Origin of the sequence: Paenibacillus sp. RU5M, from assembly GCF_900221055.1 — a bacterium.
Classification (GTDB): domain Bacteria; phylum Bacillota; class Bacilli; order Paenibacillales; family Paenibacillaceae; genus Paenibacillus; species Paenibacillus marchantiae.
The window spans coordinates 192108-214253 of record NZ_OBQM01000010.1 but is presented as its reverse complement, the minus strand read 5'-3'; the positions used below and the strand labels follow the sequence as shown (position 1 = coordinate 214253).

30 protein-coding genes are annotated in these 22146 nt (G+C 36.7%); 1 reads left to right on the top strand and 29 read right to left on the bottom strand.

Translation table 11 applies throughout. From position 1 onward, the window contains the following. Positions 1–10 precede the first annotated feature (10 nt). From CRO25_RS25700 to CRO25_RS33550, 25 genes are all read right to left on the bottom strand, one after another. Positions 11–667 carry an ATPase, T2SS/T4P/T4SS family gene (locus tag CRO25_RS25700; RefSeq protein ID WP_079696948.1) on the bottom strand — a complete coding sequence of 219 codons (657 nt, stop codon included), beginning with the start codon at positions 665–667 and terminating at the stop codon, positions 11–13. Positions 668–730: 63 nt separating this feature from the next. Beyond that, positions 731–1114 (bottom strand): hypothetical protein, encoded by a 384-nt coding sequence (locus tag CRO25_RS25695; RefSeq protein ID WP_079696947.1) that lies wholly within the window; start codon positions 1112–1114, stop codon positions 731–733. Positions 1115–1693: 579 nt separating this feature from the next. Then, positions 1694–1996 (bottom strand): DUF2325 domain-containing protein, encoded by a 303-nt coding sequence (locus tag CRO25_RS25685; protein WP_079696945.1) that lies wholly within the window; start codon positions 1994–1996, stop codon positions 1694–1696. Between the two features lie 197 nt (positions 1997–2193). Then, complete coding sequence (locus CRO25_RS25680) at positions 2194–2451, bottom strand: hypothetical protein (protein ID WP_079696944.1); 258 nt, start codon at positions 2449–2451, stop codon at positions 2194–2196. A gap of 169 nt (positions 2452–2620) precedes the next feature. Continuing rightward, entirely contained in the window at positions 2621–3085 is a 465-nt protein-coding gene (locus CRO25_RS33560; RefSeq protein WP_179132269.1) for a hypothetical protein, read from the bottom strand. Positions 3086–3196: 111 nt separating this feature from the next. Then, entirely contained in the window at positions 3197–3379 is a 183-nt protein-coding gene (locus tag CRO25_RS33555; RefSeq protein ID WP_079696943.1) for a hypothetical protein, read from the bottom strand. 296 nt (positions 3380–3675) lie between these two features. After that, positions 3676–4179 (bottom strand): hypothetical protein, encoded by a 504-nt coding sequence (locus CRO25_RS25660; protein ID WP_079696941.1) that lies wholly within the window; start codon positions 4177–4179, stop codon positions 3676–3678. 77 nt (positions 4180–4256) lie between these two features. Next, the gene (locus tag CRO25_RS25655) at positions 4257–4895 is read right to left on the bottom strand and encodes a sporulation initiation factor Spo0A C-terminal domain-containing protein (RefSeq protein ID WP_079696940.1); all 639 of its coding nucleotides are present in this window, start codon (positions 4893–4895) and stop codon (positions 4257–4259) included. Positions 4896–4994: 99 nt separating this feature from the next. Continuing rightward, positions 4995–5360 (bottom strand): hypothetical protein, encoded by a 366-nt coding sequence (locus tag CRO25_RS25650; protein WP_079696939.1) that lies wholly within the window; start codon positions 5358–5360, stop codon positions 4995–4997. Between the two features lie 374 nt (positions 5361–5734). Beyond that, the gene (locus CRO25_RS25645) at positions 5735–7609 is read right to left on the bottom strand and encodes an ATP-binding protein (RefSeq protein WP_079696938.1); all 1875 of its coding nucleotides are present in this window, start codon (positions 7607–7609) and stop codon (positions 5735–5737) included. A 23-nt stretch (positions 7610–7632) separates the two neighbouring features. Next, positions 7633–8376, bottom strand: a complete 744-nt coding sequence (locus tag CRO25_RS25640; protein ID WP_179800951.1) for a LytTR family DNA-binding domain-containing protein — start codon at positions 8374–8376, stop codon at positions 7633–7635. Positions 8377–8413: 37 nt separating this feature from the next. After that, the gene (locus CRO25_RS25635) at positions 8414–9154 is read right to left on the bottom strand and encodes a LytTR family transcriptional regulator DNA-binding domain-containing protein (protein ID WP_079696936.1); all 741 of its coding nucleotides are present in this window, start codon (positions 9152–9154) and stop codon (positions 8414–8416) included. Between the two features lie 205 nt (positions 9155–9359). Next, positions 9360–9704, bottom strand: coding sequence for a LytTR family DNA-binding domain-containing protein (locus tag CRO25_RS25630; protein ID WP_179132267.1), 345 nt, complete (start codon positions 9702–9704; stop codon positions 9360–9362). A gap of 251 nt (positions 9705–9955) precedes the next feature. Further along, complete coding sequence (locus tag CRO25_RS25625; RefSeq protein ID WP_079696934.1) at positions 9956–10525, bottom strand: accessory gene regulator B family protein; 570 nt, start codon at positions 10523–10525, stop codon at positions 9956–9958. Continuing rightward, positions 10512–11105: a hypothetical protein gene (locus tag CRO25_RS25620; RefSeq protein WP_143806599.1), complete on the bottom strand. Its 594-nt coding sequence runs from the start codon at positions 11103–11105 to the stop codon at positions 10512–10514. The genes CRO25_RS25625 and CRO25_RS25620 overlap by 14 nt, the downstream gene beginning before the upstream one ends. A 555-nt stretch (positions 11106–11660) precedes the next feature. Then, positions 11661–12167 carry a helix-turn-helix domain-containing protein gene (locus CRO25_RS25615; RefSeq protein ID WP_079696932.1) on the bottom strand — a complete coding sequence of 169 codons (507 nt, stop codon included), beginning with the start codon at positions 12165–12167 and terminating at the stop codon, positions 11661–11663. A 191-nt stretch (positions 12168–12358) separates the two neighbouring features. Beyond that, positions 12359–13024 carry a hypothetical protein gene (locus CRO25_RS25610; RefSeq protein ID WP_079696931.1) on the bottom strand — a complete coding sequence of 222 codons (666 nt, stop codon included), beginning with the start codon at positions 13022–13024 and terminating at the stop codon, positions 12359–12361. 25 nt (positions 13025–13049) lie between these two features. Beyond that, positions 13050–13766 (bottom strand): hypothetical protein, encoded by a 717-nt coding sequence (locus tag CRO25_RS25605; protein WP_218843449.1) that lies wholly within the window; start codon positions 13764–13766, stop codon positions 13050–13052. A 121-nt stretch (positions 13767–13887) separates the two neighbouring features. Next, complete coding sequence (locus tag CRO25_RS25600; protein ID WP_079696929.1) at positions 13888–14118, bottom strand: hypothetical protein; 231 nt, start codon at positions 14116–14118, stop codon at positions 13888–13890. A 351-nt stretch (positions 14119–14469) separates the two neighbouring features. Further along, positions 14470–14862 carry a zinc-ribbon domain-containing protein gene (locus CRO25_RS25595; RefSeq protein WP_079696928.1) on the bottom strand — a complete coding sequence of 131 codons (393 nt, stop codon included), beginning with the start codon at positions 14860–14862 and terminating at the stop codon, positions 14470–14472. Between the two features lie 191 nt (positions 14863–15053). Next, positions 15054–15281 (bottom strand): hypothetical protein, encoded by a 228-nt coding sequence (locus tag CRO25_RS25590; RefSeq protein ID WP_079696927.1) that lies wholly within the window; start codon positions 15279–15281, stop codon positions 15054–15056. Between the two features lie 36 nt (positions 15282–15317). Continuing rightward, positions 15318–16031, bottom strand: a complete 714-nt coding sequence (locus CRO25_RS25585; protein ID WP_079696926.1) for a hypothetical protein — start codon at positions 16029–16031, stop codon at positions 15318–15320. Between the two features lie 2 nt (positions 16032–16033). Next, positions 16034–17029 carry a hypothetical protein gene (locus CRO25_RS25580; RefSeq protein WP_079696925.1) on the bottom strand — a complete coding sequence of 332 codons (996 nt, stop codon included), beginning with the start codon at positions 17027–17029 and terminating at the stop codon, positions 16034–16036. A 171-nt stretch (positions 17030–17200) separates the two neighbouring features. Beyond that, positions 17201–18520 carry a hypothetical protein gene (locus tag CRO25_RS25575; RefSeq protein WP_079696924.1) on the bottom strand — a complete coding sequence of 440 codons (1320 nt, stop codon included), beginning with the start codon at positions 18518–18520 and terminating at the stop codon, positions 17201–17203. Between the two features lie 774 nt (positions 18521–19294). Further along, positions 19295–19447, bottom strand: coding sequence for a hypothetical protein (locus tag CRO25_RS33550; RefSeq protein WP_179800950.1), 153 nt, complete (start codon positions 19445–19447; stop codon positions 19295–19297). 148 nt (positions 19448–19595) lie between these two features. Between CRO25_RS33550 and CRO25_RS33545 the strand changes: the two genes are divergently transcribed. Next, positions 19596–19763 (top strand): hypothetical protein, encoded by a 168-nt coding sequence (locus CRO25_RS33545; RefSeq protein WP_179132265.1) that lies wholly within the window; start codon positions 19596–19598, stop codon positions 19761–19763. 42 nt (positions 19764–19805) lie between these two features. On the opposite strand, the gene CRO25_RS25565 is transcribed toward CRO25_RS33545, so the two are convergent. From CRO25_RS25565 to CRO25_RS33540, 4 genes are all read right to left on the bottom strand, one after another. After that, the gene (locus CRO25_RS25565; RefSeq protein ID WP_079696922.1) at positions 19806–20153 is read right to left on the bottom strand and encodes a hypothetical protein; all 348 of its coding nucleotides are present in this window, start codon (positions 20151–20153) and stop codon (positions 19806–19808) included. 254 nt (positions 20154–20407) lie between these two features. Then, on the bottom strand, positions 20408–21028 hold the full coding sequence (locus tag CRO25_RS25560; RefSeq protein WP_079696921.1) for a hypothetical protein: 621 nt from the start codon (positions 21026–21028) through the stop codon (positions 20408–20410). 281 nt (positions 21029–21309) lie between these two features. Further along, on the bottom strand, positions 21310–21621 hold the full coding sequence (locus CRO25_RS25555; protein WP_079696920.1) for a hypothetical protein: 312 nt from the start codon (positions 21619–21621) through the stop codon (positions 21310–21312). 275 nt (positions 21622–21896) lie between these two features. Then, positions 21897–22088, bottom strand: a complete 192-nt coding sequence (locus CRO25_RS33540) for a hypothetical protein (protein ID WP_079696919.1) — start codon at positions 22086–22088, stop codon at positions 21897–21899. Positions 22089–22146 lie beyond the last annotated feature (58 nt).

Here is a 22146-nt window from a genome sequence, read left to right as displayed (position 1 = left end):
TGTGCCCCACCTATTCTTTTTTAAATTGCATTGCACTTTGATAAGAAATTTCTCCAGATTGATCCAAGCTTACGTTAATCACTTCTGTTACTTCCCAAGATTTGAGGTCATCCTCATCTTTGCACTCTACTTTGACGATGAGATCAATTTTCGCAGAAACATACCGTTCCAGAAATTTACTTTCTGCATATGTTAGTTCTACTGATTTGTTCGACAAGAGCCTGCTTAACTTATGGATAGCGTTCTCAGGACTTTTTGCGACAAATGTGCTCATGGTACCTTTAAGCCCTTCAGATATTACATCAAAATAGGGTGCGATCTCACTCCCTCTGAGTTCAGAAACAAATAGGTAGGAAGATCGAATTGATAGAGCTGTTTCCATTAAAGATATCTTCATATCGCTGTTAGTTGCAGTGTAAACAACATTAAGTGAACCTGGGTTGAACGGTGCCGGTCTATGGTCCTCAATAACGACTGACTTTAAACTTGTATTTGCGTTATATTCCGCTAAGGAATACAAAAGTTCCATCTTCCCTTCAACATTACGTGGACCGATAATTAATATACTTTGTTTCTCGTCTACCGCTTTACACAGAAAATCGTGGATTGAAGAAGTAATATTTCCCGCTGCAACAAGATGAGTCATAATATTTGATTGGTTGTTCATATTTATCCTCGCTTTGTATCAAAATGGGTGTATCTGATCTGCCGATGAGATGAACAATTTTATTTATGTATCTTTCAGCTCAATACCGTAAGAAAGGTAACCGCCTCTATGGTCATCATCTAAGTGATCAATACCGATATAAAGTTTTGAACCATTGAAATTAATTATTTCGGTGCCTTCCGGAATAACGGACAATATGTATAAAGGTATCAACATCATCGATGCACCATTATCTGCTCTCCTAAAAGTAAACCCCAAATTCTCTAATTCACCACGAGTAGACAATTCAAAATTGATTTGCTTATCTTTAATATCCAACAGTAATTGCTTCATTGATTCAGCAATTTCTCTTCGATGATATTCTAAACTCTTGAATTCATTTCTATTCGCTATAGCCGTGGTGTTAATAACATGAAACACCTTCTTCAGAATTGAAAATTCACTCATAGTGGTCCCCTCCATTACATGTTCCGTTTTCTAGAGATTTGTTTACGTTCACTCATATCTACTACTGTCCCTGCCATGCTCTGTGCAAGCAAAGAGGCGAAAGTTGTATCCACGCTTTGCTCAGAATTGGGGACTTTCTTCGAATGAACAGGTGGTTTCATCGTTACCAATGGAAAGATCTCGATTCTCATGAGTCAAAGGTACACTCCTTTCGTTTAATCGTATGGTAAGATAGTCTTTTTATATTTCCAATCACTTGGACTACATGGAGCAATATCAAAATCAATGAGATTTACATTCATTACAGATCTTCGATCCAAATCATAGACTAAAAGGTTCTGATCGATCAAAGTAACTATAAACCCATATGACCATAATCCTTCTAGATCTCCTGATGTCCGTTTCTTTACCGACATCAACTTCTTCTCATTGATCCAATTATTAACGCTACTGAGAGTAATCTCATCCATCTCCTATGCTGATCCTCATTTCTTGTAATCCAATAATGTAATCAACGAACTATATAATTGTACACCATGATTTACATTTTGTGAAGAAGCTGATGTTTATATTAATTATTTAATGTTGTACGCTACCAATTAGATGAATAGCTTTTTCAATGGCTCCAGTCGCCCCCCTACCTTCATGAAACCCAAGTGCCTTATTATATTCTCTGGCAAGATCCCTTACCGCCCACATCGAGGCATGTTGTAATGCACCTTTTAAAATGATGATTACGTCACTGTTTCGGATAATAGGAGTAAACTCTTTTTCTAGTGCTTTTTTACATTTGCCATCGTGATGTGTTACAACTAAACCATTTTTTTTTCCTATTTTCATAAAAGTATCTTTTTGAGTACCACCGATTATAGCCAGCTTCATAAGTAAAAACCTCCGTTAAAAATCTGATAGACAAATCATACCCTGGTCTTTAAATATGACAAGCTTCAGATCTCTATCGAGCTATTACTCACTTTCAGGGTAAGTTCTCTGGTGGATAATTCAAAACAAACAGAAAAAGCTCAGAGCGCCGAATACAACAGCGCTCTGAGCTTTTGTTAATGAAGATGAGGAGACCTCTATCTTGGATATTTATCATATAAGGTTTGTCTGAATTCATCATTTTCAATCAAGGAGAATTGATGAATGACAGTTCCCTCTTCACCCCAGATTATCATGGTCCAATCACTCTTAACTTCAATAGTACAACCTTCATATTGTTTCAATGATTCGATGTAAAATGTGACGTTGTTGTATTGAATGCTTTCTTCTGTTAAGTCTACATCTTCACAATCCAGTATATCAATTCCAAACAAACTGACTGCAGCTTCGCTCATATTAAATCCTCCATCGTGGTAAGTAGTTATTAGATCTCATTAAGAAACAATGCTTCTCAAATTTACTTTAGCACATAATTTTAATTGAGCAACAACCTTACCCATTATGATATAGAGTTTGCCTTTGTGCGAGTACACTCTCCTCATTTAGCAACCATTAACGTATGAGCTATAAATTCTGTTGCGTAAGGGCACGGCGAGCTCGTGCTCCGTTATCAACTTGCGCAAGGGTTAGAAAATTGCCTTCGTGGTATTCACCTTGAGACCAGTTGACACGATCTGCATACCAGTCTAATTCTCTCGCGAGACGAGAAGCCTCCGCCTGGTGCTCTGCAGCTGACTCTTCGTATTCAAATCGATCATTCTGTGACTCCTGAAGCTTTCTCCGAAGCTCTAATATCTCTTCCGCTTCAGTAGAGTTCTCATTCAAATTCACTTCCTGTAGATACTCCCTAAGGAATGGCCCTTTCCAATCTTGAAGTTGAACGAAACACTTTTCATGACCGCTCTCTCCTTCAGCCCACTGATCCGATTTACATCGCCATACACGACCATAATTATTTTCAGACTCTGCCTCGATGCAACTATGCATGACGACATAATCCCCTTGCTTTAAAGATTTAGTTTTACTCATAATTACCTTCTCTTTTCTCATTAAAAGTAGTTTTGGTACAGTGCCGGCTGTACACAATACAACAACTTACTATTTACCGTTGAGGTGTAAAGCCGAATACTAATCGATGTATTATAGCTGTGCAGTGCCATAATGAATCACTAAAACGCCAAAGGTGATCCCTACTACTATCCCCAAAAACCCTCCAAATATCATTCCTACTCTATCAGCGATACTACGACCCATAACCATCCCCAAGATAAAAAGTAAACACGCACCAGTAAAAGATACTAAGAAAGTCATATCTCTTGGCATAACAACCTCCTAATATGTAAGTATTAAAAATCACCCTGTGAAAACAAACGCCAACATACACCCCTCATTAGCCAACTTTTGAATAATTCACTTCATGGCTTAATGTTTTCTTGTTGTTTAAACTTTTTAGTGGTATTTTCACTCCGGAGTGTCTTAGATTTTCGGAATATAAAATATCCAACTATAACCAACAGTATGGCAATTCCGTATTTAAGGAACCAATAGTAGAACAATAATATGAATATAACTAACAAATTACCAATCTCGTTCAATATAAACCCCCACTTGCTATTTATTTAGGATGGTGCTCCATTTTCTTTATCAACGAAATCAATTTCAATATCATCTGGATCAAATCTTGTACATAGCTCCGTAAACAACTGTTGTATATTCATCGGATCAGATACCCTTTCGTCTTGACGATTTAAATAGCATGTATCCCCCTTTTTTTGCATAACCCAATTGGCCAATTCTGGATTTGTGACTCTAAAAAGAATTGGTTCTTCAGTTAAACTTAAGGTCATAGTTGTATATTCAAACCGTGTATACTTCTCATATCCATATACCTCTATAATGGCATTTCTTTGGCCAATACCATTTAAGAAGCTGAGAGCTAACTCTCTGGTAGCTTTTTTTAAATGAGAAATGGAGTTTTTATACTCTTCTTTTGTTGAGGTTTTAGAGTACCTTAACAAGATGTCAGTGACCGTATATTCTATTGTTTTATCTTTAATCCGATATGAAAAGTTAGTTGCGAGGGGAATTCCTTTCCTGATAACGAACTTTGTAAGAGCATCCATAGCAAATCTCCTTAAAATGTATTTCGTGATTTACACAAACTTAACATTCTGAATACCTTTCGTCTATAACTTAAATTTTACGCCGTTTGTTCCAGTCGTCCTACCTCGAAAGAAATGTGCTCAAATATTGCAACAATGAATTCGCGATTTGACGGTCTTTTCCCAATGTTTGAAAAGTAGATTTGGTATTTCTCAGTTTTGGATCGGTTCATATTACTCCAACTAGTTTCGATGGCATGCCTAATAGTCCTTTCTACGCAACTAGGTGTAGTTTTGAATTGTTCTGCAATCAATGGATATAAAACCTTGGTGAAATTTTTAATATTCTTAGGTTCTCTATTCATCATTTGGAGTGCTTCAACTATGTACCGGTATCCTTTTAGATGTTTAGCTATACCTAGTTCATGAAGTATTTTCCTTAATTCAATGTCAAATGGGGGATGAGGCTGCAACTCTTTATCTACATTAGTCACCAAACTTTTTTCAACAGGTTCGGACGCACATCCCAAAGAATGAACGTCACCATCAGATGTAATCTTAAAGATCTGGAACTGATTATCTGACAATTTGGTGAGTTCCTCATTGCTTGCAAGTATAGACACTAAAGTCTTCAGGTCGACAATAGATAAACCCTGCATTTCCTCCATTTGAACAATAAACTTTTGCATTGAGGAATTACCGTCGAACCATACCAACAAATATTTGACCATTTCCATGATAAAAACTCCTCTACATCAATTTTAGAAATATTTCATCTCTTATAAAATAAAAAAACGTGCTCATTTGAGCACGTCTTATGGTCACCAGATTAGATATTAAGCTGATACATGTAATTCTTTCAGCAAGGCTTCAGCAAAATTGATAGCATCTTCTTGTTGTTCATCAGTTCCATTTTGCATCACTGCAATACATGCAGGCTGCAGATCCAATAAAAATAGAATATGTATACCGAGTGCCCGAGCTATTGCCTGATGTTTTTCAGCTTCATTCAGATATTGTTGCAAATAAATACTTCTGTACCCTTTACACACAGCTGCAATTCCGAGGACAATTCCCTTAGGAAGATCAATTGGATCTTTCATGATCTGAATTCCTTCACCTTTCGCGATGCTATACAAGTCACCTGATTTATATTGTTTGACCAAAGCCAACGCTATATCTTGTATATATGATGTTGTCATAATATCCAGCTCCCCCATGATCAATATGCTTTTATATATAGTACCAAAGAATCTTGTGATTGAAGATTAAAGTCGAAAATGCATGATTCGTCTCATTGCTACAAGGACTATTTTACCAAAAATAAATACGCTAATAAACATATTCCCGTCCAGATAAACAACTATTCGTCTGGATAAAACACCTTCTATCCTGACGAAATTAGAAAATTCAAGGTAATAATACAGATATAAAAACCTTATAGAATGCAGGGTTACTAAATTCTGAACTTTTTCATTTTTCGCAACTCATTCTTATCAATCACAAAAAAAGCACCCATTAATTATTATGGGTACTTAGAACTATAATAACGGAAATATTTTCATCATAATGCATATTACCTTACATCTAGCATAACAGAAAAGACAGTTTGCTCGTCTGTGGATTTACAGTTGAATTCACCATTATAATTTTTCACGATGTCTTGCACAATGGCCAACCCTGAACCTCTTTCAGTAGGGTGAGATGACTTCTTTGGAGGCTTTGTAGAAAAGCCGCGTTCAAATATTTTTTCTTTTAAATCATCATCAATTTTCGGGCCATTGTTAGTTACTACAATCTCATAATATGATTGAAATTTCTTAGATAATGAAACATGTACCCAACGACTACCTTCAGGACGGGCCATTACTGCATCCATTGCATTATCAATAAGATTGGATAGTATCTTAACCAAATGAGTTTGTTTGGTCAAGTCAAACAAATCATTATCAATGTCTGCTTCAAGATCAATCTTGTCCATCTCGGCCCTTTTAACTTTGGTTCTTATCAAGGTTCCTACTTGAAGATTTTTTGTTTGTATGGACAAGTCTATTTCTTTCAGGTCCTTATATACTTCTTCCATGTAAGATCGAGCTTCATTGTATTTTTCATCTGTAATAAGACCGTGTAAGACATTAACGTGATTTCTCATATCATGCCTCGATGAATCTATGGAGATCATCAATGATTCAATATTTTCCTGGTAAACTTGCTCAGTGCTTCTGACATCTTCAGCAGCGGCTTGATTAAGCTTCTCAATCATCATTTTCATTCGTAGCGTCATATCATCAATTATTTCACCTAGGGAGTCTAATTCGTTTCCCTCTTTAATATAAACACGTCCTGAGAAGTCCCCTTCTGCTACATTCGAAAGATGACCTTCCAATCGCTTTATCGGCCTTAATCTCATTTGGACAAGTATGAACACGTAAAAACTTATCGCAACAATTGCTAGTAGATTCGAGATTATTGAGAGCCAAGTTACAATTTTAGTTAAATCTTTCTTACTGTGGTCATTAAAAATCACAATAGCAGCTTGATCATCATTAATTGGAAGATAAGCTTTGGTCCATTCATGTGATCCATAGTTGAATGGAACTGTAATACTCTTCTTGTATTTCAACAATGCTATCAAATAATCTTCATCCGATTTGTCCGCATAGGTATATCTGCCATAGACAGTCGCATGATTATTGTTATTTTCATCACTGATCGAATCATTTTGACTGTTTATAAAATCATGAATCTCAACCACAGCTGCTTCTTCTATACTTTGACTACTCCCTAAAATATCTTCAATCATATTATTTGAGTTTGTAGTGTTGACAGCCTGGTAGGTCTCGATTCCAGACACCACAGTAACTAAATATTCATTCCTTTTTTTGTTGAAAGCTACACTATACTTTACGTACTCACCACTCGACAAAAGCGTGTACGGACTAATCCAAACGTCATTAACATATCGCCCCTCAGTTAAACCCTTTACTTTAAATTTCGAATAGAATTCGGGAGTAATAACTTCAGGATGTATAGAACTCAGTTCTTGCCATCGCTTTAAGTTAACAGAGTGCGCGAGAATCGTTTTACCATCGTCATTATTTACAATATACATTCCATTTAGAGAATGACTGAAAACTAACTCAGTTAAGGAGGGATCATTCATGGTAAAATTTTTGCGATTAAATTCACGAAAAAGCTTGTTACTAGTCATCTCCATTTGGTTATCGAGCCCCGCCTCTAGAGACTTATGTGATGTTTCACTAATATTAGTTGCAAGTCCTCCAACATTAGCTATCCAATCCAGAGTCTCTTTCATATGAGCGTCAACGGACTTATTTAGAAACGTAATCATTGAGATCGTATTTAAAATACAAATTACAAAAATAATAATCACTATCGGTGTAGTAATTTGACGATCTAACCTCTGAGGCGTTTGAAGGCTTGGTAACATATTAACCTCTCATTCGATTTTACTTATCCTGTTTGAGCATGAGTCCAAGCGGCTAGTAAATCTTTCAAAGTTTTTTCATCCTTCTCATCAAGTTCGATGTCACACCCCTTAAACACAATGTTCTCCTTATTTATATCCTTCACTGCCCTTAGATTTAAGATAGTGTGGCGATTCAAACGATAAAAGTGATGAGGAAGCAAAAATGCATCGTACACTTTTAACGTAATGATCGAATCGTGCTCACCATCACGAGTCTTGACAATCTGATGTTTCATCCCCTTGCTGGCTTGAATAAAGAGTACATCTGACAAGGATAATTGTATGATAGTCTTTGTATCGTATACGGGTACCATGACTCCCCCATCTTGAATATATTGATTATAATTCAAGTGTTGTTCTAGCTTCGTTATCGCTTTCACCATGCGGTCAAAAGTATAAGGTTTACCTACAACATCAATAATACCAACATCATAGGTCACTGGGGCCTCCGGATTGGCTCCAGTGACCAATATAGCTGGCAACAAATCTACTCCACGGTAAGGAAAACGAATATACGTATCCAGGCCTGAACCACCGTCTCCTAGCTCAATGTCAAGAATCAGTGCATCAATCTCTCCTGCAAGCTCTATCGCGTGATTTAACAACTCTTGACTATCCCTGGCGACACCCTTAACTTCGACGTTACCCATCGTATTTAAATGCTGAATCAAAATGTCTGATTGTTGTTTATTATCTTCAGCGATTAATACTCTAATTTTCTTAACCATGTTATCCACTCCATCCATTCTGAGCATCAGAACCTACTCATCGGTTAACAATCTTATCGGACTCTTCCATCAACTCCAATTCCATTTCTAAAAAAGATCTGTACTTCCCTGCTACGTGAGCTTTTTTACTATATGGTTTAGGGTTTTCATCAAAATATACAAGTCCATTCTTCACATCAAATCTTTTGATGTATGTAAGGTGTACAAAATTACGATGATCGAGCCTGACTATGCCTAGCTTCCGGAGTATGAGACTCTTTGAAAACTCTCTCATTTTCTGAGGAGTATGATATGTTTTTCCGTTTTTATGGTGAAAAGTAATGATTCGATTAACAGATTCAATCATCAGGCAATCATCAATGTTGATGTTCATTAACTCAGTTTCTTCTTCATTGAGAACTAATGCGTACATCTCTAAAGGCTCCTGCTCTAAATTAAGTGTCAAATCTAAAAACTCTCTATTCTTTTCAGCCACATGGCCTAACGGGCCAAAGTTAGGTTCTTCAAAAAAATAAACTAGCCCAGTTACTTTATCAAATTTATGAATAGCAGATACTTTAATGAAATTACGATGATCAAGCCTAACTAACTTCATATATCTCAAAATGCTACTTTTCTCGAAATCTTCTAACCTTTGAGGTGCTTTATATGTTTTACCGTTTTTGTGGTGAAAAGTAATGATTCGATTAACAGATTCAATATATAATGTATCATCCACATTAATATTAGTGAGTTGACCAGTTACTTCAGGATCGTACACTAACGCTAACAACGTCAAAGCTAAAACCTCCTTAAACTATGTACGAGAAGTTTAATCTATGTACTTAGTCTAACACTGGTATCGTATTTGTTCCATGCTACTTCCCACCTGTAAACTTTCATTTACATTCATCATAATATACGGTATAATGTCAGTTTTCTCAGGAGGTCTTTCTCAAACAGTTGTTCATATATAAAAAAAACACTCCAGTTTGGAGTGTTTTTTATAGGTGTGTAGGCAGAGCGAGAATTTTGGATTTCAAGGCCTTAAAGTAACTTCCTGCGACGTTCACCTTTTTATCAGAACTTTTGAAAATTAACTGGTTCCATGTGGGATCAAACGAATACGCCTGGCTCCAATTAACCACATAAGAACGATCCGTTTTATAGAAGCCAGGTAATTGACTCAGCTCTTTGAGTGAGCTGCGGATTAAATATTGATCCTTATCCGTAACTGCAAAGATTGTGGTACCGTTAATGTCATCAGTGGAGAAAAACAATATATCGCTCATATTAATAAGCTTGGGAATAGTCTCGTTTGTTCCCTCATCCCATTTAAATACTAACAACCTGTCAATATATTCTACTTCTCTGTTATCCGGATTCCCCATTGTTTACCTCCTTCCAAGCATTGTGACTTACTATGTAGAGACAAGAGAGAGAAGTACATCCACTCTCTTGTCTTATCGGATCGACGGTTATCTACTCCTCTGTTGGAGCTGGGGGGTCGTATAAGAAGAATTTAAAGGCCGTAACCATAATAACAGTCCCCATCAACATAATAGTAGCTGCAGAATATCGAGCAACAAAACGTTTTACTTTAAACAACTCTCCACCTCCTCCCATTCTTATGTGGTTTCCCATCAATTAAGGTTAGACTCTGTATGAACAACACAGATGTTAAATGATTTTTATCAATAACTAAACTAGCCAAAATCAACAAAAAAGATATGAGCCTATAGATTTTCTTTCTTTCATGGGGGAGTTGAATCCCCCTCACTCCAAATGAGGCTGGAGCATAAAGAAAGGTAATTATTAAAGTAAGTATGCTCACCAACATAGGTGCGTAACCTGGTAATGGCAAAAGTGCACCTGTAATGATTATCAAGGTCGAGACAACAATGCAACCCAATGAAGAATTCATATGACGGCCGCCCGTGAACAACCTAAACAAGCCAAAGGCAAACATAGTCTGAACAAACATATTTGTTTCATTCAAAATCAGTCCAACTACAAACGTCACAAAAACTATCCCAAGATTATTGAATGTGTTAATAAGATAATAATACAAGTTAGCCTTAGTAACTTTTTTCCCAAACCACTGCTCTCTATCGTTATAGAGAAATACCCAAGAAGCAATCTGATCTGCCAGTTTCTCAATCTTTTTCATTTTTACTAATGTCTACCCCATCACTATTTTCTGTATATTCTTTAACGTAAGATAGTCTCATTAATATGATAAATAAAACAAGCATAACTATCATAGATACTAATAAAGCAGAATCCCAATGAAAATAGATGCTGAGTAATGTTGAACAGAATGCCAACGTCGCGAATAATCCTGTAACCAGGATATGCTTGTTTACCCCTTTGTAAATCACTCTTTCTTTGTGTGAAAAAGGTACATAAGACACTCCAATATTAAACCTTCTCATCAGGTAAGCAATTATAAGGCCACATAATATTGTCGAAAACTGTAATATGTATGAACTCATATGTAATGCTGAAGCAGAGTCCTGGATTGAGAAAAGAATAATTTTACTAACCGCATAGTTGATCACCATATAAAGTGCTACTCCCTTAGCCGTCATAGCAAAGGAATAAAAATAGCCTACTCTGTATATGAAGCGAAATGTTAGATATAGTGCAACGACTTGAAAGCCCGTATCCACTAATAGAGGTAATTGAAAACTTTCTCTAATTTCATAAGAACAGTATGAGAGTACCGTTCCAATCAACAACATGGACATTAAATACCTTCTCAATTTGAAACGGAACAACACAAACGTCAAGATCAGAATGGTAGTGATCTCTAAGGTTGATAAGACAAGTGATATGGCCACTTGAATCCAGTAACTCATTATTTAGTTCCTCACTCTCAATTCAGTACGAGCTACCCTCATTCTGCAGGAAAATAGTTCTATATGCGCATAACTATTATACTAAATGGAAATACATTTAACAGCATTTTCGACAAATTGTAAGCCATTTTTTACATTTTCCAATCTATACCCGTACAATAATTAAAAAAGTAGCTATTAGGCTACTCTTCATTCTTGCATATGTTTTTAAATATTATTTTACTTTGAACACATAATCAGAATGTCTCACAAAAAATGTGTCTCCTTCTTTATCCCCTATAGCCATTGCCTCAACTCCAGAACCGCCATCTTCTTCATCACTGAAATTATCCCATTCAACAATAACGCAATCTTTCCCTATTTCGAAATGGTGGCTCCAAGTATTGCCTGTAAGTAATTTTTATCGTTTCCCCCATGCTCTACCTTGGATCAACAATGCCACTGTTACTCTATATCATCGGTCTTACTGTCTGATAACCCCAACAAGTACTTCACTGTAGTTCCTAACGCTTCAGCTAAATGTTCCAATTTTATCTCATCAGGCATGTACCTGCCTAACTCCATATGACTAAAACGAATTTCTGACATACTAACTATCCTGCGGACCTCTTTTTGCGTCATCCCTTTATCTTTCCGCAATTCTTTTAATCTTCTAGCTAGAACTACCTTTGGATCATTTGACTCACCTTTAATTAGTGCAATATCAGGTGCTTCGGTGACGTCTAAATGAGGTGACATTTCGATCAATACTAATGGATCTAAACCTAAAGCATGAGCTATTTTATAAATAGTGTCATACGTGGATGGATGCTTTTCGCTGTCTTTCTCAGCCAAAGAGAATGTCGAAAGTGACATTTCAGCAAGGTCAGCTGCCTTAGTCATTGTTAAGCCTTTTTCAATTCTTGCTGCTTTAATTAAAAGCCCTGCACTTACATCCTGTTTGTTCTTCATTTTTTATCCTCCGATTCATTTCAAAAAACACTATCTACTACAATGATAGTGTTTCCTCTCCCGCTAAATATGTATACCTCTTATAGTTGCATAACCAGCATATATGATAATTCTAAGAATAGTTGAGTTTACTGTCAATCTAATATCAAAGTGCTTTCCCTTGATCACAGCTATCGTTTGATACGCTCCAGTCAGATGGAGCGTATTAAATGATAACTCTGCTTAAGAAATAGTCCAATTAAGAACACGGTTATTAGGTACTGGAACAGGGGCATCACCCATTTAAAATCAACATTGAAAACACCAAACAGTTCAAAATATGATTGCATTTGAGGATGCATACTCGCAACTTTAACAAAAAAGAACGCGCCTAAATAGATACCTAATACTTGTTTAGCTAGTTTATATATTGTTCTCGGGATAAACATAAAGTAGGTTGTTAATGAATAAATAGATTGAGAAATGAAATGAGTAGTATCGATCTCATTTTCTTTACAGGTCTTAAAGGCTTCAATCCATGCATAAAGCTCCTCCACTAAAACCAATAGAATTCCTATAAGATGACCTTGATTCATCATAGATCTGGATACTCTCGTCCAATAGTTCATTGAATTAGACCACTTTCTCCGGAGTATGATATGTCCCAATTCATGTGCTATTGCAAACAAATGTTCCTCCGGACGGAGGTTCTTATGTTTTGGGACAGTGATATATGTACCACCGAATCCTCTTCGAACGACAGCATAGTAATGTAATGGATTTTCCTCATCAAACAAATTGTCAATCTCGACAACAGTTACTTTTTCCTGCTCAATTCGCGACAGGATCTTCTCTAATCCACTCTTCTCTTTAATCATTGTATAACCAGCTCCTTGGATTAAGTCACATACTGTATATCTCGCTCCACGTTTTATCATCTATTGTTGGTATGGAAGGATTCAGCATAATTTTGAAGTAAACGATAAGATGATTGATGATACAACTCACTTCTCTACACTGTGCGTTGTTAAAATGTTTCTCACGAATCCAGTGGTTACCGCTAGAACTTAAGTCCTTTTTAAATTTAGCCGGCAGCGTATGGATTGGATTTATAAATTCGCCTAGAAGGAACCTATTTTCAGCACGACAAACAAAGAGGTAAGAATATACATTCTCATAGATCGCTCTGGCAGCAGAGTCGTGGACTCTAAAGGTATTATCGCCTCTGTGTATCGTGCGGCCCGCAAAATGGATACAAAAACATTCATAATCATCAGTTAGCCGGATGGCTTCTTTCCAAACCAGATCAATTCTTTCCGAATACACTGGGGCTACCCTCAACAACTCATTAAGCATAAGGAATCTTTTGAACTCTATAAACAGCCAACTCAGTTCATTGAGATTGATTTCCGGATGACTCGCCAGGATGTTCTGTTTGATCCTTTCCTCATATGAATTAGCCCGAAGTGCCTGGTTTAATTTGTGCCCAAGCAGATACATATTTTTGTTATTGATTCTCCAACCTATCTCACCCTCAGGAAAAGGAGGATCAGCTGTTAAGATAACTTCTTGCCATTTTATTTCTTCATCGACTGACTGTTGAATAAACTGTCTGGACATCTCGAAATTTAATCTTCGATTTATATTGACCTGAATGGCACAGAAGATTATGCCCACTGCAATGATGCAGTATCCCAATATTGATCCTATCGGCATCAATCAAACTCTCTCCCTTAAGCTACTAGCCCACATCGACACTACTATTCCTAATCGAGGCTAAGTTCACAATTGACTTCTCTGTCCAGTTCATTATCAGGTCCCCGGGTAATTCAACTTCAATTGCAGAGATCCTCAGTGCCTCTTGGACAGGTATTGGTGCAGATGCTGTAGTTTGTTGAAGACGTAAAACAACAGACTGCAGTTCTCCTAAAAGAGAAATCACCTCTTTTGGAGTTATTGAGTTTGTATTCAAGTTTAATATTTCTCCTTTACCCATAGAAATCAGCAAAATTAAAGACATCCAATTCGGGGAAATGAAAAGGATGCCTAAGCAACAAATTGTTCTTCGTGATTTACATTTAAAATAATAAATGAATACGAGTTAAAGATCAAGAACTGATTAAAAATATCTACAACTATGTTTCTATGATAGTTTGTTAATCCATGATGAGATATTTGCCAAAAGAGGTTTCCAGGTGGTTGCCTCTCAACGATTCGATCCACTGGCCATTATTGTATATTTACAGATGTTGGCGCTATTTATATGGCATCACATCAAAAAAAACCTACTAGCTCATAGTAGGTTTGAATATATGTATGTATATCACTTGAAAAATGGTTCATTATCCCGCTGTTTCTGATCCTCTTTTAATTTCCATTTCAAAAAATCATTCATCTCTTTATTCGTATAATCTTCTAATCTTTTTGGTTCTGTTTTATTGAAAGCCGCACAAGCTGCAAGAAGGACAAAAATTAAAATAATGAGTCCAAAACAGCCAAGGATGGGTCTAACATCTCTTTTTATCTGTTTTATATTTTTGGCTCTCTGTTCTTCTTGTGTCAATGTGATATCTTGGTTATCGTCATTTACTTTGGACGATTGAGCTAATTGAGCAGATTGAACCACTTTTTGAACTGCATTAATTTCTGTACCGCATTTATTACAAAACAAACTCCCCTCAGATAAATCTGAACCACATTTTGTACAAAATAACATCTTCACATCTCCTTTACTATATTCCCCATCATAATATCATTATCAATACTATAGGTAAAATATAGAAACATAAAATATATAAATAGCGGTTCCAATGGACTATGAACTATCTTGAATAAAAAGTTAAATATTAGAGTCGCAATAAAAAAAGCCACTCTTTTAAAGTGGCTAGATTTTAGCTTAAATTATAGTTAAGTTCTCTCATTAAAAACATTATTACCTCCTATGATTCCTATAGATCTCATAGTTGTTTGTCCATAATTCTTCTGACTTTTCCTTATTTCATAACCATCCTCGAGAGGGTTAATCGTTGCTTTCAAATCTTTTACAGTCTTATGTTTATTCGCTTTACTAATTGATGATAGATCGATCATTTCCAAATTATCCGGAAGCAAGTTTAGGCAATCAATTAATTCCATGCTAGTTACACTCCTACCTTAGATATTTTGGTTTTTTTATATGTCTTTTTTGGAAGTGTTCTTAAGGATCTCCTTCATCGTAAAATATTGCGTCGTAATAAAAATGATAATAAATGCAATCAAAACATACAGCGCAGTTGAAATATATTTCCCTAATGAGATTGGAATACTGCTGGCATTTGTATCAATCGCGAAGTAAGCAAAGGTGTCACCATGATTATCTTTTAAAGGATATAATATTGTGGTCCACGTCCCAAAGATATCATCATAGAAGCTTGTAAATGTCACCTTTCCGGAATCAAGCATGCTACTGATTCCATTGGCTACTTCTATCGGCTGCTCGTACATAGCTCCTACAGACATGCCCATCTCATTAAAAGATTTGGTCAGGTTTGTAGGCATAGCTACAATGGATGTATCTCTTCCATTTTCAAGCTCTACGCCAAATATGTAGGCTTGGGCTATATTGGAGTTGTTATAACCCACTTGATCTAAGAAGAGACGTAGTTTAGTTTGAATGGGATCATCAAAGCTTTCTTCTTTCCGAGCCCTCTCAACGTCTTCAGGATTTATTTCAGATGCCCACTCCTGGCTATTGATAACCAATTGACTGTGCAACTGATCTATAAGGGTATGTTTCTGAATTAAGTAACCCAGAAACATGATCAGGATACCAAACAGTAAAATATTAATTGTAGTCAAGATTAAGATTCTCGCCAACAGACTGTACTTCTTAAAAAGTTTATTCAACGTTATGCCCCTCTTAATTCTTTCTTTTTAAATACAATGACGCGGTACATTCCACTCCCCACCTCATGTTTTTCGAAATGATCTCCAGCAAAACTACCTGGCCCAATGTACTTTTTAATTTTCGATATTGTAGATCTCTCGGTCGGAAATATAATTCTATCAAATAAATGATAATAGACATAGCTCACCATTTGTTTAAGGCTGCTTTGTACACTCCCATCTATAATTAAAACTCCATCACTACTCAGATGTTTATGTGCTATTTGAAAGAATTCGTCTACTTTTACCTGAGAGACATTATGCCAAAGGGCACCTTTTTTGTCTAACAGGACATTTACTTTCTCCAGCTGTAATTCACACAATGTCTCAGAAAGGTTAAATGCGTCAAGATTACCGTCTAAATAACTAAAGCGCTCATCATCAACTAGCTTCGCTTCAGCCTTTGCGTTCTGCAGGTCCGAACAAATAAATCGAACACTGTAGATATCTTTTATCATCTCAAACAATTTGAGTTCATGTTGAGCTCTGTTGGCACTTACACTCATGATAATCGATGGATTCTCAGGATCACGGCTTAAATGAATTAAATTCTTGCTTTGTACGTTCTTAAATACGGTATTATCCCATTCAATGGACTGAAGATAATTATAGGATTTCTCTGACCAAAGATGCTGCTTGAATCCCTTTTTATAATCGTGTAGATGGCCTCTGGATAGTGTTTTCACCCGTGAAACTGTAATAATATACAGAATAGACATTGGAATTAAGATGCTTATTAATATAAAAAGTATGTGGGGCATCACCCAGGTTGAACTTATAAACCAAACTCCTCCACTTGCTAATACAACTATAACAAATGACAATACGATACTCTTTTCAATATTTTTTAGTCTTCTTATCGTTTTCTCACCTTTTCCGCGTAGAACAAAAGCACACACAATAATAGACCATACCAGTCCAATAATAAAATCATTCAAAATCAATTGAGTGTAATTCATAGATTCCTCCGTTAGTGTTATATAATTTTTTATCGACCATCGCTTCATTTTCTATAAACCGTAATACATAAACAACAATGATATCTCTCTGGTCATTATTGCTTCAATAGAATAATGAGAAAACCACCTTAACAAACGGTAAGGTGGTTTTTGTGGTTATCTGTTGGTTGCTCAGTGACTAGTTATCTTGAATTTAGATGCATCGAAAACACCTTGTAATTCTGAATCTACTAAGACAGCAAGGTTAAACTTTGATTCAGTTGCCCAGTCTTTGTGCATGGGTACTTTAACCCAAACACAACCAATTAGTGAGCGATTATCATGTTTTAATACCTTAAATATTTTCGCGATCGTTATAGCTTCATTAAAATCAATGATACCGATTAACTCGTTCATAGCCTTCTCTACATATGCATTGAGATCTCGATCAGTTTCGACTCGTCTACTCAATATTTTACTGTTGGGAAACGCCTCTGTAATGATGCTCAAGGGATTATTACAATTCACCCTCTCACCGAACCCATTGTACAATTCCACGTCATACAGCACAGATTCTTTGCTTGCACGCGGCATGTATTCCCTAATTGTGAGAACAGAACCTCCAAATTCCACGACTTGACCGCTGCATTCAGATGTACGGAGTGCTTCAATGATTAACATTGCTTCTTTGGTGCTTCCAGCTCCCGGAAAGATCAGATCCATAGTAGACTGTTCATTTAGTCTCTGTAGAAGTACAACCCTAGAAGTAAAGGGAAGAATAAATCTAATCTCACCCATTCCTTTGATTGTCATAGTGGGGTACGTTTGATGTTGATTCATGAAGGGGGATTCCTCGAGGCGTTTCACTTCTTCATACCAATCCAGGAGTAATTCAGTACTTCCTAGGAGAGCCTGCTCTACAATTTCATATGAAGGTAAACATGTAAACACATTTTTTACAGCATCATATGATTTTTGATCATAAGGTACTGTTTCTATCCTCCGGATCTTTTCATCTCGTTTTTTCACTGCACGAGCAGCATCTTCACCAAAAAGAAACTTTTTAGAAACAGGCTTGGTAATACTGATAACTGGTTCGGTGTCTTCATCATCGGCACTCGTTATTACATCGATCCGGACTTGTCCTTCATCGATCACAAGATGTTCCATTGGGAAACCCAGCTCAATACTAGAAGATGCTGACGGTTCAAGTACTAGGTTGTAGTAAAATCCCTTTCCAAAATCCATCGAAAGTTCCTCATAATTAAACTCAAGATCGAGATAGGACTTCTTTATGAATGGGTCATGTACCCCCCAGGTAAGATAAGAGGTTCCCATTTCAGCTGATCTTCTTTCATCCGGTACCCAGTTTGTCCCTAATCGCTTATTAATTGATTCTACGATACGAGCAACCCCAATCTCCAAGCAGTCCGCTACATAGTCTAATCTCTCTTGGTAAGCCGCTTCGATTTCAATTAAGGATAATGCCTTAGTATCAATGTGCTCAGTCATTATAGTCACATTCCTTCAGCCCGGTACCTTTTCGTACCCGCAGCATTTATCAAAGAAAATCATCAAAACATGGATTCTATTCTCTGGCCCCCTTTATCATTGAACGCAAAAAAAGCGAAACTCCGTTAAGGAATCTCGCTTTAGATATACAATGATATTCGTATTTTCTGATTTTGTAGTAACAATTAAGATCTTTTTCACTGTTAAAAGTGCTCATAAGATTTTCACAAAAAATCTTAAAGACACTGTTTAAAAGCAAAAACGTCATCTCACCCCAAGAGTGGTACACGTCGATCTTCATTGTTCCATGAGTAAAGCATCTCATGTCCATTGTTCATAAAAAAGGCATCTTCTTAGAAATGAAGTACACGCCCGAATAGGAACAAAAATGAAGTAATAGCAATAACAATGATTTTATAATACATGATATTCCATTTTTACTCAAATCAATAATAGATTCGATTAATGCGCTTAAGGATGTTATTCTGACCATCTCCATGAGACCCCGCTCAAAATGCAGGAAACCAACCGACTATAATCACGCGGATCATCAGGTTCATCCTGACGAAGTTTCTTTCTGTACTCTGTACTGATTAGATTCATCGGGATTATCCCGTAAGATTTGTTTATATCGATTTGAATTACGATTATTATGTAAGGCAATTCTCCCTACTTTTCATTCTGTTTCCTAGCAGATGCCATTTTATAAAAACGGAAAACAACAATACATTTATTTCTACTCATCATTTACACGCTCTTATCCTGATGTGTCACTTAGAATTCAGGCTCATCATAACTAATCTGCTCTTTCCTGTTCTCGTACGCCCAGTCTCTAACTTTATCAATAAGGATCTCCGTTTCAGATGAATCAAGAACTCCTTCTTCCTTCATCTGCCTTAAGGCATTTGTCCAAGAGGCTTGAGACATGTCTATTTTATTTAAACCCATAAGTGTACACTTCCTTTTTCGAATACGTAAAAATTCAAATTACATTTTAATTGTTTTTAATCTGTTGACTTTACGTCATTTAATCGTTTACCATCCGACTGTGGTGATAACGTACGTTTATATGGTATTGAGAACAAAGATGGCTACCTTCTGGGACTTTGATAAAAACGACTGGCTGATCTGGTCCGCCAAATGTCAATTGCCAAGTCAAGAATTAGCAGAGAACATTTTACTGTTACATTTGGATGATCCCAAGTTTGTCGGTGCAGTCGTTTCCCCAGTCAAGTTGGATTAACAGGGATGCTTTTCTTCAATGTGATCAATGAGGAAAACAGCTTTAATTCTTGATTGAGAAGGGCATCTGCATCTGGACCGGCAACACCCATAGATGGTACATGTTAGCTTCATCTACTACTTCGGATCTTTTTGGGAAAACTTCAATGGCTGTTCTCTCCACACCAAGTAATTCATCTTTTATACGTTGTTTTTCGGACCAGCAGATGTCTGTGCCCTCAATATTACGTATGCATGCATGAGTTACTGTTCCCCAATCTGTTTCTACTTCCCGCGTCATCACAGCATATTTCCCATCCTTACTTGAGTAAGCCCTATTCATCTCTGCAAACCAACCATTGCCTACACGCATACTTTTGGGAGAAGGTTTACCTACCCAATTACTACTCATTTTACTCCGGTCCCCTATTCCTGTGATTGTAGTGCCTCATCACTAGTATTTATTTATATCATATCTTGATCATACTTGGTAATGTTGGCCACCCGGGAAGGGCCACACAAATACACATCATCATTAGAGACACCGAGCTGCTGCAAAGCGCAGGCATAAAGCTCACCGTCAATACACACATGATAAGTGTCGCTTTTATCGGAAAGGGCAGTACAACCCATATCCGAATAAAATGCGGGTTGCAGGGACGCCTGTCAGCCTATTTGTGTTTGATACAAATTCCATTGTCTTACTGATTCACATCGTTTGTGTTCATTTACAATCAGCATTTCCAACAATTGATCATTTTTATCTTTAATATATTGATCGTAATCTTTAATATATTGATCGTAATCTCTTTGATCCCAATCATATTTAGGTTCGTTCAGGCGTCTTTCAGCTTCATTACGATAGTGATTGAACATTTCTTTAAGAAAAGTTGTAGTTTGGTCCAATTCGATAAAACAAGATATTGCAACTTGATTCCAGACGATTTTAAGGCCTTCTGTAGTTATAAAATGTAAATCTCCATCTTTCGGGTGATGATATGTATCAGTGGGAAGGTCGTAACCATTAACCTTCGCGATCTCTAGAACTTCAGTTACCTCAATGTGATCATGAAGTTCTTGCTGCAAAACAATTTTCATCCCAGGGCGGTAATTGATGTAGTCAAAATTTAAAAGAAAAGGGTCGTCTGATTGGTAAATATGAAGCAGTCCACTTACTTTTCCAATAGCATTGTCATATGCATTTGATGCCTCATGATGCCCACGTTTACCTGCAGCTTGCATATAATCAGTGATATCATCAATTACCTTCTGAACCTGTAATTTCATTTATCAATCCGCCTCCATTATTTCATTGATCATACGCTCTATTTGATAAAATTGAGGTGTCAACCAGTTCCCGCGTCCCGCGTTCTCCAGATCCCTAACCCTTGATGTTCTAAATTAAACCTTCATCAGAGATATATAACCCCCAAGAATAGTCGTCAATGGTTGCTAAAAACTCTTTTGCAAACCTTCCACCCAGCGGATCTACTCATCACCCCACCTTTAGAATCATAATTTTCGATTAGAACATAAGGAAATCGAAAATCCTTTGTTGTCTTCCTGTATTAAAGATTCTGGAACCACTCAGGACTTAGTTTAATGATTTCAGCAATTTCCCCTGCAATCATTCCATTGACTCTTACGGATGCAACATTATACTCTTCATTAGTGCTTCTTCTTATTGAGAAAATTTTGAAGTAGTTACCAACCAGAGTGTACACCGTATATGCAGTATCAATAATAGTTGTATCTTTGTACGGCGTACTCGTCCATGTTTGAACGGAAAGTATCTCCGCTTTAGGCTGGCGTTCTAAATACGACTGAACTTCTGTTATTAGAGCTTCAGGACACTCGTTTAATTCAATAATTTCTTTCATCTAAATCTCTCCTTTCAATATCCTACTGAGCAAATCGAAACTTTTTCGACCATCATTACCAGGTGAATGGTTAGATGTAGGGAGCACATCAAATTCGTTCACATGCTACCACTGGAATCCCATTCAAAGCCAATATTCGACTAGATGATCGGCTATTATGTAGTCTTCTGTGGAAGTTTTATCTTTCTGATCCTCCTATTAATCTAAGTCCAACTTATCGACTCCATGGCAAGCATCCAATGAACCCTAAAAACTAGGTTTAGTATAAATTATCATTACATAGTGAGACTGTAAATGTATCCAACTGTGAGCACAAAAGCTAAAGGCACAGCAATTTTTATACTCGAAGTCATCCCTTCTTCAGCGGATTCTCTTAAACTATCAGGTCCTAAAACGGCGTTACCAATAATTGTGAATAGAAAATTCCCAGTTAGAATCAAAATATATCCCATAAGTAATATTCCCATTTTCTTCTCCTTCTCACCTTCAAATGAACGACTCCCTCTATAGCGTTAAAATTCTCAT

Excerpts from the sequence above, each read along its gene's own strand:
- CRO25_RS25700 (WP_079696948.1), bottom strand. The coding sequence starts at position 667 with ATGAACAACCAATCAAATATTATGACTCATCTTGTTGCAGCGGGAAAT.
- CRO25_RS25695 (WP_079696947.1), bottom strand. The coding sequence starts at position 1,114 with ATGAGTGAATTTTCAATTCTGAAGAAGGTGTTTCATGTTATTAACACC.
- CRO25_RS25685 (WP_079696945.1), bottom strand. The coding sequence starts at position 1,996 with ATGAAGCTGGCTATAATCGGTGGTACTCAAAAAGATACTTTTATGAAA.
- CRO25_RS25680 (WP_079696944.1), bottom strand. The coding sequence starts at position 2,451 with ATGAGCGAAGCTGCAGTCAGTTTGTTTGGAATTGATATACTGGATTGT.
- CRO25_RS33560 (WP_179132269.1), bottom strand. The coding sequence starts at position 3,085 with ATGAGTAAAACTAAATCTTTAAAGCAAGGGGATTATGTCGTCATGCAT.
- CRO25_RS33555 (WP_079696943.1), bottom strand. The coding sequence starts at position 3,379 with ATGCCAAGAGATATGACTTTCTTAGTATCTTTTACTGGTGCGTGTTTA.
- CRO25_RS25660 (WP_079696941.1), bottom strand. The coding sequence starts at position 4,179 with ATGGATGCTCTTACAAAGTTCGTTATCAGGAAAGGAATTCCCCTCGCA.
- CRO25_RS25655 (WP_079696940.1), bottom strand. The coding sequence starts at position 4,895 with ATGGAAATGGTCAAATATTTGTTGGTATGGTTCGACGGTAATTCCTCA.
- CRO25_RS25650 (WP_079696939.1), bottom strand. The coding sequence starts at position 5,360 with ATGACAACATCATATATACAAGATATAGCGTTGGCTTTGGTCAAACAA.
- CRO25_RS25645 (WP_079696938.1), bottom strand. The coding sequence starts at position 7,609 with ATGTTACCAAGCCTTCAAACGCCTCAGAGGTTAGATCGTCAAATTACT.
- CRO25_RS25640 (WP_179800951.1), bottom strand. The coding sequence starts at position 8,376 with ATGGTTAAGAAAATTAGAGTATTAATCGCTGAAGATAATAAACAACAA.
- CRO25_RS25625 (WP_079696934.1), bottom strand. The coding sequence starts at position 10,525 with ATGAAAAAGATTGAGAAACTGGCAGATCAGATTGCTTCTTGGGTATTT.
- CRO25_RS25620 (WP_143806599.1), bottom strand. The coding sequence starts at position 11,105 with ATGTCCATGTTGTTGATTGGAACGGTACTCTCATACTGTTCTTATGAA.
- CRO25_RS25615 (WP_079696932.1), bottom strand. The coding sequence starts at position 12,167 with ATGAAGAACAAACAGGATGTAAGTGCAGGGCTTTTAATTAAAGCAGCA.
- CRO25_RS25610 (WP_079696931.1), bottom strand. The coding sequence starts at position 13,024 with ATGATTAAAGAGAAGAGTGGATTAGAGAAGATCCTGTCGCGAATTGAG.
- CRO25_RS25605 (WP_218843449.1), bottom strand. The coding sequence starts at position 13,766 with ATGTCCAGACAGTTTATTCAACAGTCAGTCGATGAAGAAATAAAATGG.
- CRO25_RS25595 (WP_079696928.1), bottom strand. The coding sequence starts at position 14,862 with ATGTTATTTTGTACAAAATGTGGTTCAGATTTATCTGAGGGGAGTTTG.
- CRO25_RS25590 (WP_079696927.1), bottom strand. The coding sequence starts at position 15,281 with ATGGAATTAATTGATTGCCTAAACTTGCTTCCGGATAATTTGGAAATG.
- CRO25_RS25580 (WP_079696925.1), bottom strand. The coding sequence starts at position 17,029 with ATGAATTACACTCAATTGATTTTGAATGATTTTATTATTGGACTGGTA.
- CRO25_RS25575 (WP_079696924.1), bottom strand. The coding sequence starts at position 18,520 with ATGACTGAGCACATTGATACTAAGGCATTATCCTTAATTGAAATCGAA.
- CRO25_RS33550 (WP_179800950.1), bottom strand. The coding sequence starts at position 19,447 with ATGTCTCAAGCCTCTTGGACAAATGCCTTAAGGCAGATGAAGGAAGAA.
- CRO25_RS25565 (WP_079696922.1), bottom strand. The coding sequence starts at position 20,153 with ATGAGTAGTAATTGGGTAGGTAAACCTTCTCCCAAAAGTATGCGTGTA.
- CRO25_RS25560 (WP_079696921.1), bottom strand. The coding sequence starts at position 21,028 with ATGAAATTACAGGTTCAGAAGGTAATTGATGATATCACTGATTATATG.
- CRO25_RS25555 (WP_079696920.1), bottom strand. The coding sequence starts at position 21,621 with ATGAAAGAAATTATTGAATTAAACGAGTGTCCTGAAGCTCTAATAACA.
- CRO25_RS33540 (WP_079696919.1), bottom strand. The coding sequence starts at position 22,088 with ATGGGAATATTACTTATGGGATATATTTTGATTCTAACTGGGAATTTT.